This window comes from Rhodocytophaga rosea (genome assembly GCF_010119975.1).
Lineage (GTDB): Bacteria > Bacteroidota > Bacteroidia > Cytophagales > 172606-1 > Rhodocytophaga > Rhodocytophaga rosea.
The window spans coordinates 1634322-1647119 of record NZ_CP048222.1; the positions used below are offsets into that span (position 1 = coordinate 1634322).

At 40.5% G+C, this 12798-nt stretch carries 13 protein-coding genes; 9 read left to right on the forward strand and 4 right to left on the reverse strand.

What is annotated here, in order from left to right; genetic code table 11:
* Positions 1–60: 60 nt before the first annotated feature.
* Positions 61–669 carry an IS630 family transposase gene (locus tag GXP67_RS06880; protein WP_232064508.1) on the reverse strand — a complete coding sequence of 203 codons (609 nt, stop codon included), beginning with the start codon at positions 667–669 and terminating at the stop codon, positions 61–63.
* A gap of 5 nt (positions 670–674) precedes the next feature.
* The gene (locus GXP67_RS06885; RefSeq protein WP_162441276.1) at positions 675–1106 is read right to left on the reverse strand and encodes a helix-turn-helix domain-containing protein; all 432 of its coding nucleotides are present in this window, start codon (positions 1104–1106) and stop codon (positions 675–677) included.
* A 135-nt stretch (positions 1107–1241) separates the two neighbouring features.
* Between GXP67_RS06885 and GXP67_RS06890 the strand changes: the two genes are divergently transcribed.
* The 3 genes from GXP67_RS06890 to GXP67_RS06900 all read left to right on the forward strand — a co-directional run bounded on the left by GXP67_RS06890 (position 1242) and on the right by GXP67_RS06900 (position 4180).
* Positions 1242–2183 (forward strand): pyridoxal-phosphate dependent enzyme, encoded by a 942-nt coding sequence (locus GXP67_RS06890; RefSeq protein WP_162442458.1) that lies wholly within the window; start codon positions 1242–1244, stop codon positions 2181–2183.
* A gap of 222 nt (positions 2184–2405) precedes the next feature.
* On the forward strand, positions 2406–2783 hold the full coding sequence (locus GXP67_RS06895; protein WP_162442459.1) for a BlaI/MecI/CopY family transcriptional regulator: 378 nt from the start codon (positions 2406–2408) through the stop codon (positions 2781–2783).
* A complete protein-coding gene (locus GXP67_RS06900) occupies positions 2780–4180 on the forward strand; it encodes a M56 family metallopeptidase (protein ID WP_162442460.1) in 1401 nt (466 codons plus the stop codon). The genes GXP67_RS06895 and GXP67_RS06900 overlap by 4 nt, the downstream gene beginning before the upstream one ends.
* A gap of 67 nt (positions 4181–4247) precedes the next feature.
* Here the strand turns inward: GXP67_RS06900 and GXP67_RS06905 are convergent, their stop codons facing one another.
* A complete protein-coding gene (locus GXP67_RS06905; protein ID WP_162442461.1) occupies positions 4248–5393 on the reverse strand; it encodes an acyltransferase family protein in 1146 nt (381 codons plus the stop codon).
* 237 nt (positions 5394–5630) lie between these two features.
* Here GXP67_RS06905 and GXP67_RS06910 point away from each other — a divergent pair, with 237 nt between their 5' ends.
* The 6 genes from GXP67_RS06910 (at position 5631) to GXP67_RS06935 (ending at position 11439) form a co-directional block, all read left to right on the forward strand.
* The gene (locus tag GXP67_RS06910; protein ID WP_162442462.1) at positions 5631–6458 is read left to right on the forward strand and encodes an MBL fold metallo-hydrolase; all 828 of its coding nucleotides are present in this window, start codon (positions 5631–5633) and stop codon (positions 6456–6458) included.
* Between the two features lie 329 nt (positions 6459–6787).
* Positions 6788–7063 carry a hypothetical protein gene (locus GXP67_RS06915; RefSeq protein WP_162442463.1) on the forward strand — a complete coding sequence of 92 codons (276 nt, stop codon included), beginning with the start codon at positions 6788–6790 and terminating at the stop codon, positions 7061–7063.
* Positions 7064–7600: 537 nt separating this feature from the next.
* Positions 7601–9328 carry a DUF885 domain-containing protein gene (locus GXP67_RS06920; protein WP_162442464.1) on the forward strand — a complete coding sequence of 576 codons (1728 nt, stop codon included), beginning with the start codon at positions 7601–7603 and terminating at the stop codon, positions 9326–9328.
* 110 nt (positions 9329–9438) lie between these two features.
* Positions 9439–10143, forward strand: a complete 705-nt coding sequence (locus GXP67_RS06925) for a metallophosphoesterase (RefSeq protein WP_162442465.1) — start codon at positions 9439–9441, stop codon at positions 10141–10143.
* Positions 10144–10327: 184 nt separating this feature from the next.
* Positions 10328–10618 carry a transposase gene (locus GXP67_RS06930; protein WP_162441440.1) on the forward strand — a complete coding sequence of 97 codons (291 nt, stop codon included), beginning with the start codon at positions 10328–10330 and terminating at the stop codon, positions 10616–10618.
* On the forward strand, positions 10618–11439 hold the full coding sequence (locus GXP67_RS06935; RefSeq protein ID WP_162441441.1) for an IS3 family transposase: 822 nt from the start codon (positions 10618–10620) through the stop codon (positions 11437–11439). The genes GXP67_RS06930 and GXP67_RS06935 overlap by 1 nt, the downstream gene beginning before the upstream one ends.
* A gap of 27 nt (positions 11440–11466) precedes the next feature.
* Here GXP67_RS06935 and GXP67_RS06940 read toward each other — a convergent pair whose 3' ends face one another.
* A complete protein-coding gene (locus GXP67_RS06940; protein WP_162442466.1) occupies positions 11467–12798 on the reverse strand; it encodes a serine hydrolase domain-containing protein in 1332 nt (443 codons plus the stop codon).

The window sequence follows — 12798 nt, forward strand, 5'->3', positions numbered from 1 at the left end:
ACATCCTGGTTAGCTATTATAAAAAAAGCAGAATAGATATATTTATCAATAACTAAGTAATTAAACACAATTAAGTATAATATTTTCATCTACTTCAAGTTTTTTAAAATCAAGTTTAAAGTAAGTACCCAATCCTGAAAAGATGGTATAAAGTGCCTCCTTAAGCGCTTCTACAGACAGATAGTCTTCGGCTTTGAGCCAATGATATTTCACCTGCTTCCAAAATCGTTCGATCCTGTTAAGATGAGGACTATACTTAGGCAGCAAAAAGATGTATAATCCTTTCTGTTCCCATTCTTCTTTTTTGACTTCCCATAGGCCACATGTATGCCAGGAGGCGTTGTCTAAGACTATGACAGTAAACTTGGAAATAGATGTTGAGAAGGCCTCTACACATTCAATGATAAAGTCAGCGTTTAGACTCCCACTTTTCTGATAAGTAAGCAACTCATTATTTGTACTTAACAAGCCAAATACATTTATCCTTGTACTTCTTTGGGATAAAATAGGGGCGTGTTCGCCTTTTTTGATCCATCCATAAGGTACACAAGGGGTAAGGCAAAACCCTGATTCGTCTCCAAAATATAAATCTATACTGCCTGTCTGTGCCAAATAAAGCAAAGCATGTAATCGCTTGACTTTCTGCTCATATGCTTCTTTGTTTTGCAATGGCTTTATCCATTTACGGAAACGTTTCCATCGGTAGTCAATTTTTTTAAAAACCGCTTCAAGGTCATCTCACTCATAGCCGTGCCTAATTTAGCTTCTATCTCTCGCTTAGCTAATTTAAGTTGTTGTTTTTCTTTCTCTATGCTATTTTCCACTACTTCAACATGGGTAGCATTACTGGTAGTAAGGATGGGTTTTCTGCCTTTCCCTTTTTGGTTCTTTAACCCTACCACACCTGTTTTCTCAAAGCGATCAAACCACTTATAAATACTTAACTGACTTACTTGAAAAATGCTTGCTAACTTCTGTACTTGATAGCCTTGATTGGATAACAGTATACATTGGCAACGGTTACGTTCCTGATAACTTTTACTATCTTTATGAATCTTCTCTAAGTCTTGTTTTTGCTTGTCTGTAATCTTCTTGATATAACGCATAAGCAAAGATACAATTTGCCAAAATCTTATACTTAATTGTGTACTCTTACTTATTGACCAGTAAAATATATCTTTAATTTCAAGTCTTTCCGTCCCATTTCAACTGCTTTTATAGTTTTATACAAACCATATACTATGATTACTTTACAAGATATACAGGAAGCCCATGATAGAATACGTCCCTATATACACCGAACTCCCGTTTTTACCAATGAGACCATCAATAAACTGACCGGGGCAAGCATTTATTTCAAATGTGAAAATTTTCAGAAAATAGGTGCCTTTAAGGCCAGAGGAGGTCTGAATGCTGTATTGCAGATCATTGAGCGCCAGGAAGCAAACTCACTTACCACTCATTCCTCAGGAAATCATGCCCAGGCACTAGCCTATGCAGCAAAAAAAGTAGGCCTGCCTGCATACATTGTTATGCCCAGAACTGCTCCACAGGTTAAGCAGGATGCTGTTCGCTCGTATGGAGCCCAAATTATCGAATGTGACCCTACCCTGGAGGCAAGAGAAGAAGGTGTCAGGCAAGTTATGGCCAGTAAAGGAGCTGTACTGGTACATCCTTTCGACAACGACAGGGTAATTACCGGTCAGGCAACAGCAGCCAAAGAATTAATAGAAGATCTGGATACTGTATTAGATGCAATGGTAGCCCCAGTAGGCGGTGGCGGCTTGTTAAGCGGGTCTTGTTTGGCTGCCCATTACTTTTCACCATCAACTTCTGTTTTTGGCGCAGAACCTGAAGGTGCAGCCGATGCAATATATTCTCTTAAAAGTGGCGTAGTAGAAAAACCATCCTTTATTAATACCATTGCCGATGGACTTCTTACCACACTTAGCGAACGTACCCTGGCCATTATCCATGCACATGTAAAGGATATTTATCTGGTAAGTGACCAGGAAATTACACAAGCCATGAAAATGATATGGGAACGGATGAAAATTATCGTAGAACCCTCTGCTGCCGTAGCTCTGGCGGCTGTGATCAAAAACAAAGAATTTTTTGCGGGACAAAAAGTAGGAATTATTCTGTCCGGTGGAAACGTAGACTTAGCTAAACTGCCCTTTTGATTTCTGCCAACTGAAACACTAGTGCCTATAGTGGAAATTACCAGATATTCATCTTGTAAAGAGTAAAAATTAATCCTTCCCATTTTTTTAAGTTAATGGTATAACATTTTTTAATAAATAATATACCATCAACTACTGCATTACGTTATATAACTATATACATTAGTTAATAAACTATCATAACTAGTTAAACCTCACATTTGATCATTTATACTCTTATATATGAAAAAATTAAGTCCTAAAGAAGAAGAACTTATGGAAGTGGTGTGGAAGCTTAAACAAGCTTTTGTAAAGGATTTAATTCCGCGCCTTCCTGATCCTAAACCCCATTACAATACGGTTTCTACCATGATTCGAAACCTAGAAGAAAAGGGATTTATTGGCCATGTTCAATATGGGAATACCTATCAGTATCATCCGCTCTGCTCGAAAGAAGAATACAAGAACACCTTCATTGCTAACTTGTCAGCCAGCTTAGTCGACAGGTTTGATAATTCCTACAAAAAATTAGTGTCCTTTTTTGCACAACAGGAGAAAATTTCAGCTCAGGATCTGGAAGAAATTCTGCAAATGATTCACAAACAAAAACAATCCAAATGACTGCTTTTATACTTTATCTGCTTGGGGCAAGTGTATTGCTTGCCGTTTTACAGATTTTCTATAGCGCATACCTGCAAAAGCTGACCTTTTTTCATAGCAACCGATGGTTTCTGGTGGGCAGCCTGATTATTTCCTGCCTGGGTCCACTTCTCCCCTATCCTAGCTGGCAAACACCTATTGCAACGCCCGAAATCCTTACTTCTTTGTCTGTTTCTACCACCTTTACTACTTCTCCGATAAGTCCGCAGGTACTGCCTGCAGAACGCTCATTGTTAGCAACAGTTATGGAAGCGTTTACTTTTTTATACTGGGCAGTGGTGATTTTGCTCTTGATCCGGCTTTTGCTTCGGGTGTTATCCCTTATAAAACTTACCGGCAAGGCTCAGAAAGAATCCTATAAAAATTATACCCTACTGATACATCCAGGTATTGAAACACCTTTTTCTTTTTTCGGCTACATAGGCATATATAAGGAGCGGTATGCCGGGGATACATTGAATCATATTCTGGATCATGAAGAAGTTCACCTCAGGCAATGGCACAGCGCAGATCTTTTACTGATGGAAATATATCTGTTATTCTTCTGGTTTAATCCTTTCGCCTGGTGGCATAAAAAACAGATGGCGCTTAATCTGGAGTATCTCGCTGATGACGAGGTACTCAAAGGTGGTGCAAATCCCCAGGCGTACCAGCTCAGTTTACTTTCTATAAGCAGCAATCAAATTCCGATTCCACTCACCAATCCCTTCTCCAGTTCTATTATGAAAGCACGTATTCAAATGATCAACCAAACACGTTCGGCTAAACGTACCTGGCTTCATTACAGCTGGGTGATAGTAATAGTTGCAGGCTGCCTGCTGTTAGTAAGTTATTCCAAGGCTCAGTTCTATGATAGCGGTTCTGCCTACATATTGGCAGACGTGAGCGGATGGCAGAAAGCTAACAGTAATCATTCACAAGCTGTGATGCAAGGTAGAGTGATACAAGGAATTGTTAAAACGGCGAAGGATGGGAAACTGATGGCAGATGTAAAGGTTCTGGTAGTAGGAACTTCTAAAAGTACGATAACAAATAAAGAAGGCAAATTTTCAATTGAAGTGAGTGAGGAAGATCAAATTTTAGAATTTGTCCCTATGGACTTTTATACAATTAAATCTGATAACATGTATCCTCCACTGGCCATGCAAATTACTTCTTCTGATGAAATGATTGTATTGCTGCACAGGTTTATTCCCTTGTCTCCACTCCCTGATACTACGATTTATTTTATGGATGGGAAAAGAATCAGCAAAGCAGAATACGACAGGCAATCGGCCAAAGGATATTTTCCTCATGAATACCTGTTTAGACCAGGATTGAATAAATACAACCTGATCAATATGGGGAATGTAGAATAGAAAAACAGAATAGTTCTATAGAGCCATTTTATGCAATAGCTTAATTATGATGGCTGGCTTGGTAGAATCAAATCTTGAGAAACAGTTTTTGGCGGTATAAGCCATACAACAATAGCCAGACTAGTAGTAAAGCTCCCAAAGCTTCAAATACTTTATGCCAGGGTTCGGGAGTAGGTGCATACAGGCCTCCAAAAAGCAAATATGAGGTATGATAGAAATCAATAAACCGGTATGCCAGGTAAACAGTTAGAGAATTCATGCCGATCACCTTAAAAAAGAATGCCCATTTTTGATATTTCAGCACATCGATTATCCAGTAAAACAAAGCCAGAAACAGAAATGACATACCTGCTGTGAGCAAAATAAAAGAACTGGTCCATAGGTGTTTATTGATGGGAAAATGCAGGCTCCACACCAGACCTAATCCCATGCAGGTAAAAGCCGGGAGCAATAAGTAAATAAGTTTTTTATTATCCCGGAGTCCCGAACGCAAAACATCTCCAGCCAGTGTTCCCAGCACTGTCAGGCAGAGCGCAGGTATTTGGGTGAGTAAACCAAGTTCATCATAGGTAGTTTGCAGTAAACGTCCGGGTAAAAAATTTCTGTCAATCCAGCCAACCAGGTTTCCTTCCATCGACAAATCTCCTGCGCCATACCCTGGTACTGGAATGAGGAAAAGGGCAGCATAATAGGCTAGCAGCAGGGAAGCCACCCATAAAATCCGCTTTTGCCAGGAAAAATTCAGATACAACAGCGTAGCAACAAAACAAGCAATGCCAATACGGCCCAGCACACTGGCTACCCGGATCTGGGAAGGCTCAAAAAAGAGAATAGGCGTATTTTTATCTACAATTCCCAGGGCAATCAAAATCAGCATACGTACAAATACTTTCCGGTAAAGATCGGTTTTACTGAGTCCGGAAGCCAGGCCTTTATGCAGAGAAAAGGGAAGTGATACACCAGCAATAAAAAGGAAAAGCGGAAAGATAAAGTCATAAAAGGTAAATCCATTCCAGGCTGGATGTTGCAACTGTTGGGCAATCCAGTCTACCCATGGCCAACCGGTTTTGTTTTCCAGTAATACCAGGAAAGTGCCTCCACCAGCGATGAGTAACATATCAAAGCCCCGGAGGACATCAATGGAAAGTAGCCGTTCCTGCTTTTTTTCAGTAGAAGGCACAGGAACAGAAACAGGTTTGGCTAGGGTTTGCATAACTATAGCGTGAATAAAAGACCAGCACCATACAATTTAATAGATTGGTCTGAAGTCTGCTACATATTTCTGTAAAATGTTACCGGACTACTATTCATATTGCCTCAATGCAGCTAAGCAGGTGGGAGCAAGTACAGTATCGATGCCTACAATTCCTTTCGTATAACTGGCAATAAAAAATAGGCATACTTGCTTTTTATAAGTAAGTTTAAGAAAGCACCTTTTATCCCTTACACTATGAAAATACTTACTACGCTTATATTTATGCTTTCTTTGTGCACACCTGGTTTCTCTCAAAAGGACCGGATGATCGAACAAATCAGAAAGCATACCGAAGGCATGGCCGTCTGGTGGGCCGGACACAACAGCTGGATCATGAAGTCTGAAGGGATAGTAGTTGCGACAGATTTGTATCTGGAAAATAGCCAGCGTTTAGCACCTGCTCCGATTACGCCTGAAGAGTTAGCCAGTGAAATTGACATATCTTTCGTAACACATGCGCATGGAGATCATTTTAATGAATATACTTCCCGTATTCTGTTAGAGAAATCGTCCTGCTTATTTGTGATGCCCGAAAGCTGCTTACCGGTAGCCCGTAAACTCAAAATTCCCGATAGCAGAATCAGAGTGGCTAAACCCAGAGAAGCCTTTGAGATAAAAGGTGTTCAGGTTACTCCAATCAGAGCTATTCATGGCAATGCAAATTTTGCTATTTATTACGAAGCCAATCTGCAGGATTGCGGTTACCTGCTCCAGATCAATGGCAAGACATTTCTCCAACCCGGAGATTCTTACTTGCTGGAAGACCATCTGTTTCTAAAAAAAGTAAATGTGCTGTTCTTTTCTCCTACTGAACACAATACCTACATTGACCGGTCAGTCATCCTGATCAATGCGCTGAATCCGGATTATATTTTGCCGCAACACCACAGCACGATAGCCTATCAGGAAGCGGACCGTTTCTGGGCCAAAGGCTATCCGGATGAAGTAAAAATTCTTTTGTCACAAGCCTTAAAAGAGAAATACCATATTCTCAAGCCCGGAGAGAAAATCACAATTAAATAAGCGAAAGACTGTATTTCTGTTTCCTGTTCCTTTTTGTCTATACCCCAAATTAACATATGCTCTTAATTTAAATTTTCTATTTTACAACCTTTAGTACAATTATTGGTATAGGTAAATACACCGGAAGTATGATCAGCTTACTATCTCATGTATCCTGCTTCCTTATTTCTTTCAGTTCCGATGAAGGATCTTCGTTAATAAGATCAGTATTCAAGTGGAAGGCGAGATGTATAGACTGCTGCATCTTACCTATGCTGGGAGCACATTTGACAGGCTATAGCAGCCTCTTTTCAAAATAGGTATTGTTTATTATTTAAACATTTAAAGCTATGAACCATCCGTTTTCAATTAACAGAGTACTTTCTAAAACCCTGGCTTACATGGCAAAGCATTCAGAAGAGACTACTCACCGCAATAATGCTTGTATGCAATCATTACGGGATACCATAATCACGTCCAACAGAAAAAATCTGCTCCTTATCAAGGAGTATTTAACTGTTTTTATACAAAGTGAAGCTGAGCGGAATTATAACAATACGCTCATTGGGCTTTACCTGCAATTAGTAGAGCAGCAGTTAAAAAAAATACGGTACTCTGATCTATAAAAATTTAACATTCCCGGATAAGATGTACATAGGGAACGCTTCTGCCACTATAGCGGCAGAAGCGTTCTTTTTTATAAAGACCATAGAGTTTTCCGAAATCAGATCCTATCGCTGTGTTTGCCATCATAATAGCACTATATATACAGATATGGTGGCTTTGTCATGGGCTTGATTTCCTGGAAACAACCAGAAAAACTTTAGCTCCTCCCCTTTTTAAGGTACCAGATAAAAACCCTTGCCAGACCAGACCGCATGCAAAATGCCGATCAGCGAAAACAGTACCTGAACAAGGTATCCCCATTATAAATGGAATGTAATTGAGTGATGCCTGGGGTAATTTTAATGTAACTGGAAGTATAATAAGAATTCGGCTGATGAAGAAACTGGTGGCAAATTCCGGATTGGGCTAAACAGAATAACTGTTTATCAGCCAGGTAAAAGCCACCTCCATGGTATTGGTTTTATTTCTTTATATTGTGTAGCTCATCCTAGATGGGTTTTCTTTAGGCATTCCATTCACACGCATTGATATAAACTATGAGATTATTTGCTTTACTCACCTTACTTTTTCTTTTACCCTTTTTCCTCCATGCCCAAAAGCAGCCTATCCATAAAGATATTGCTGCCGTATTAGACGAAATTAAAAACTTTAAAGAGAAGGAATGGAAAAGCGACAGTACCCGCCATTTTGTACTCGGGTCAAATACGGAAGAATCTTACTTACGAAGCTATAATTTCTATAAAAATGCAAACGCCAGGCTACTCAGGATAAATAAAAACTCACTTTCGCTGGATAACCTGATTAACCTGGAATTATTACAGCACGAGATAGGAAATACCTTATCTGAATATGAATTTAAGGCTTATCTGAATCCGATTTTAGCTGATGAAGGTTTTCATACCGGCTTACCCCGGGAGGCCCAGGTAACCCTCAAAACACCGAAAGATGTTGAGCGCTATATTAAAGTACTGCAGGATATTCCCAGGTTTGTAAATGAACATATCCAGCTTATGCGGAAAGGATTAGCCCTTGGCATTAGTCAGCCTGGTGTAATACTAAAAGGCTATGAAAATACCTATGTCCAGCACATAGTAGATGCACCTGAAAAATCTGTTTTCTGGAAGCCATTTATTACAAAACCAGAAGCCATTAGCCAGACAGACTGGCAGACCTGGCAAACAACTGCTAAAACCATCATTCAGAAAGAGGTAATCGGCAGTTTTCAACAGATAAAAGATTTTTTTGACAAGGAATATTTACCTAACACACGCAAAACTTTAGGGGCTTCTTCTTTTCCGGATGGAAAAGCTTTTTATGAAAACCGGGTTCACTATTACACAACCACTCAATTAAGTTCTGAAGAAGTGTATCAGATCGGATTAAAAGAAGTAGCCAGAATAAAAGCAGAAATGGATCAGGTACTCAAGCAGGTAAATTTCCAAGGGAGTTTTAAAGAGTTTATAGCCTATCTGCGGACTGACCCCAGGTTTTATCCCAAAACAGCAGAAGAACTGTTAAAAGAAGCTTCCTTTATTGCCAAAAAGATCGATGGTAAATTATCCTCTCTTTTCGGAAAACTCCCCCGCCAGCCTTTTTCGATTGCGCCGGTTCCCGATTATCTGGCACCTACATATACAGGAGGCCGGTATTCCGGAGGTACAAATGAGTATTGGCTCAATACCTATAACCTCCCCAGCCGCACCATGTATACGCTCGAAGCCTTAACCTTGCACGAAGCCGAACCAGGGCATCATCTGCAGATCGCCCTCACCAGGGAACTGGAGCATTTACCGGAATTCAGGAGAAATTTATATATTAATGCCTTTGGAGAAGGCTGGGGATTGTATAGCGAATACCTGGGCCATGAGATAGGCTTATACAAAGATCCCTATAGTTTGTTTGGCAGGTTAACCTATGAAATGTGGCGGGCATGCCGGCTGGTGATTGATGTGGGCATTCATGCCAAAGGCTGGAGCAGAGAACAGGCCGTAAGTTATTTAGCCGATCAGACGGCCCTTTCCCTGCATGAAGTAAATACAGAAATTAACCGCTATATTTCCTGGCCCGGGCAGGCGCTGGCGTATAAAATGGGAGAAATTAAAATAAAAGAGATGCGAAAAAAAGCGAAAGATGCTTTACAAACTGATTTTGATGTACGGGCCTTTCATGACATGGTTCTTTCTAACGGAACAGTAACACTAGCTATTCTCGAAAAAATGACCAATCAGTTTATTCAACAGCAACAGCAGAAAAAAAAGCGATGAGGCCAATTATCTCTCCGGAGAGATTATTGTTTATATCAACAGAAGTTGCATAACCTTTCTTTTAAAAAGCAAGTATGCTTCTTACTAACAAAATACGCAAGCGGTAAGCGATGAAAATAATAGCAATTGGAGATATTCATGGAAAAAGCGTATGGATACGAGCCTCTCAGGACAATAAAGAGGCCGACCTGGTTATCTTCCTGGGAGATTATGTTGATGGTTCCCTAAGCAACCAGGAAATCTACGATAATTTGCATACCATTCTGGAGATAAAGAAGCTGATGCCCGAGAAAGTGATTCTCCTGATCGGCAACCATGACCTGCAATATTTCTATTATCCTGCTTACCGCTGTAGTGGCTTTAGGGCTGAGGCGCAACCAGCCTTATCCGCTTTATTTACCGAAAACAAAGATTTATTTTCGGTAGCCTACCAGTATAAGAACTATCTGTTTACGCATGCCGGAATCAGCGGGCGATGGTTCGAAACGCATCAGGAAAAGTTAACAGCAGCAGGACTAACAGAAACCAAAGAAAACCTGGCGCAGGTACTCAATGAAATCAATCAAACTCTGGCCAGAGGTATGCTGCATCGGGTAAGTATGTACCGCGGCGGATTACATGCAAGCGGAGGCATTACCTGGGCAGATAAAAAAGAAACCATGAATGATCCTTTTCCTGGTTTTCATCAGGTAGTAGGCCATAGCCGGGTAAAAGAGATTACCAGAATAGATTTTTCAGCTACATTTGCCGATACTTCTATTACCTATACTGATTGTTTAGATCAGACCACTGCTTTTTTAACTTTACAGGTATAACTACCTGGTTACTTCCGGTACTTTATTTAGTATATTATCAGTCTGCATACCTTAACTGAAACTGAAAAGAGTCAGATAGCTTATTAAGCTTTCTTTTAATCCTTTTTCAACATATAGTATAATACCTCGGTAAAATCAGACCACGCGTTAAAGTGAAAAGCAATACAAATTAAACGTGGAAAAGATGAAAAAAACGAGGAGAAAATTTACAGCTGCTTTCAAGGCGAAAGTGGCATTGGAAGCGCTTAAAGAGCGGGAAACATTAGCGGCTTTGTCGGCCCGCTTTGAGGTACACGCCAACCAGATATCGCTGTGGAAGCAGGAATTTTTAACTAATTCGGAGCTGGTATTCTCTTCCACAGAAGGGAAAGAAAAAGAAGAGCAGGTAAACTTAGATGCGCTTTATGCTAAGATTGGGCAACTGGAGATGGAACGCGACTTTTTAAAAAAAAGCTTGAAGAAGACCGGACTGTAATGGAGCGTAAATCACTGGTTAGTCCTCAAGCAAAGCTTAGCCTTCGCCAGCAATGCCGTTTACTTTCTATCAGCCGGGCCTCTTTCTATTATGAGCCTAAACAAGAGAATGCAGATAATTTAGGAATGATGCAGCTCATGGATGCCCATATATTAGAAGAACCAACGGCCGGAGTGCTGACAATGCAGTCGATGCTGGAGGAAAAGGGTTATAAAGCAGGTTACGAGCGGATAAGAAGATTGATGCGGCTGGCTAACATCCGGCCTATCTACCCCCGAAAGCAACTGACGCAGTTAGGGGACAAAAAGTATATCTATCCTTATTTGCTCAGGAACTTAAAAGTAGAGCGGGCAAACCAGGTATGGGCTATAGATATTACCTATGTTGCGATGGCTAAAGGGTTTATGTATTTGACGGCTGTGATAGATGTGTATAGCCGCTATATTGTGGGCTGGGGCTTGTCTAATACATTGGATGCTGAGGCTAGCTTGCAGGTGTTGAAAGCAGCGGTAGCTGAGCATGGTAAGCCCGGGATTGTCAACAGCGACCAGGGTAGCCAGTTTACCTGTAAAGAGTATGTAGAATATTTAAAAAGTGAATCTATCCGTATCAGTATGGATGGCAAAGGCAGGGCACTGGATAATATATTTATAGAAAGGTTTTGGCGGACCATTAAATACCAGCATATTTACCTGAACCCGGCCACTGATGGCATCTCCCTCTACCAGGGCATCAGTGGCTGGATGGAGAAATACAATCAAAGGCCACACCAGGGAATTGACCGAAACAAGCCCATTAATCTTTATAAAATGGCAGCTTAATTCAACTAAGAAAACAAGAAAAGTGGTCTAAACTAATCGAGGTATTATATAGTACCCATATACCTGATCAATTCTTAACGCCTTAACTTTACCATCTGTCTCCTCAAAAAGGTAAGTAGCAAAACCATCGCTCCAGGTATTTTCTTTTATAAAGTGAAGTGTTTTTTTATTACCATTCCCCTCCCCCATATCTATCATAAGATCCGAGTTATTTTTGCTAACCTGCACAGCCAGATCCTGGCCTCTGCCCCGGCCTTTGTAATGGCCGGTATATTTTGAAATATCTCCGCTAAAGGTATTAACCTTACCGGAAGAATCTTTAAAAAGAAAACCAGCGATCTGATCCGCAATCTCCCTAGGACCTACACTGGTTGTATTGATCAGTACGATAATACTCACATCCTCTTCAGGGAAATAACTATTCTGTGAAAGAAACCCATTAATGCCTCCTCCATGTTCAAGCAGGCGTTTGCCTTTCCAGTCTGTTACAGTAATACCTTTGGCATAGTGTGTAGGGGTACCATCGTTGAGTTGAACAGGGGTAATAAATTCAGCATACATTTTTTCGCTGAGTATTTTGCCGTGATGGAGAGCATTATTCCATTTTTCCAGATCTTCTACTGTTGAACATAAGGAACCTGCTGCATAGGGCCAGGTATGATCTAGATAGGCCGCCCGGACTAATCCTTCTTTATTTGTATCGTAGCCATGTGCTCTGTTCTTGGTTATTTTGCTTTCACTGCAATAATAAGAGTTTGTCATGCCCGCTTTATCAAAAAGATGTGTCTTTACGTAGGCTTCATAAGCCATTCCACTTACTTTTTCGATAATCAGTCCGAGCATGAAAAAGGCGGTATTGTTATAGATAAGCGCTTCACCTGGGTCAAAATCAAATGGTTCTTTTTCAACAAGGCGGAGCAGGGTATCACGGGAATATGTATGTACCGATAATTGGCCAAACACGGGTAATTCCGTATAGCCTTTTATTCCGGAAGTATGGCTGAGCAACTGCCGGAGAGTAACCTTTTTTCCATGTGTATCGAATGCAATATACTTGGTGATGTCATCTTCCAGAGAAAGTTTCTGCTGTTCAGCCAGTTGAAGAATGGCAGCAGCCGTAAATTGTTTGGTTACCGAACCAATTTCAAAAGAGGCGTTTACCGGAAGTTTTACATCCAGTTCTAGGTCAGCAAAGCCATATGCTTTTAAAACCAATGGCTGATGATCTTTAAAAACGCCCACTACCATCCCTGCTACTTTGGACTCATTAATATAAGGTTGTACCAGTTTATCTACCTTTTGGCCAAGATCTGAGTCAATACCCAGTTCTTTTTTATTAGATGTACAGCAAAAAAACAA

Coding starts and splice junctions, on each gene's coding strand:
- GXP67_RS06920 (WP_162442464.1), top strand. CDS start 7,601: ATGAGATTATTTGCTTTACTCACCTTACTTTTTCTTTTACCCTTTTTC.
- GXP67_RS06910 (WP_162442462.1), top strand. CDS start 5,631: ATGAAAATACTTACTACGCTTATATTTATGCTTTCTTTGTGCACACCT.
- GXP67_RS06905 (WP_162442461.1), bottom strand. CDS start 5,393: ATGCAAACCCTAGCCAAACCTGTTTCTGTTCCTGTGCCTTCTACTGAA.
- GXP67_RS06895 (WP_162442459.1), top strand. CDS start 2,406: ATGAAAAAATTAAGTCCTAAAGAAGAAGAACTTATGGAAGTGGTGTGG.
- GXP67_RS06915 (WP_162442463.1), top strand. CDS start 6,788: ATGAACCATCCGTTTTCAATTAACAGAGTACTTTCTAAAACCCTGGCT.
- GXP67_RS06935 (WP_162441441.1), top strand. CDS start 10,618: ATGGAGCGTAAATCACTGGTTAGTCCTCAAGCAAAGCTTAGCCTTCGC.
- GXP67_RS06885 (WP_162441276.1), bottom strand. CDS start 1,106: ATGCGTTATATCAAGAAGATTACAGACAAGCAAAAACAAGACTTAGAG.
- GXP67_RS06925 (WP_162442465.1), top strand. CDS start 9,439: ATGAAAATAATAGCAATTGGAGATATTCATGGAAAAAGCGTATGGATA.
- GXP67_RS06930 (WP_162441440.1), top strand. CDS start 10,328: ATGAAAAAAACGAGGAGAAAATTTACAGCTGCTTTCAAGGCGAAAGTG.
- GXP67_RS06890 (WP_162442458.1), top strand. CDS start 1,242: ATGATTACTTTACAAGATATACAGGAAGCCCATGATAGAATACGTCCC.
- GXP67_RS06900 (WP_162442460.1), top strand. CDS start 2,780: ATGACTGCTTTTATACTTTATCTGCTTGGGGCAAGTGTATTGCTTGCC.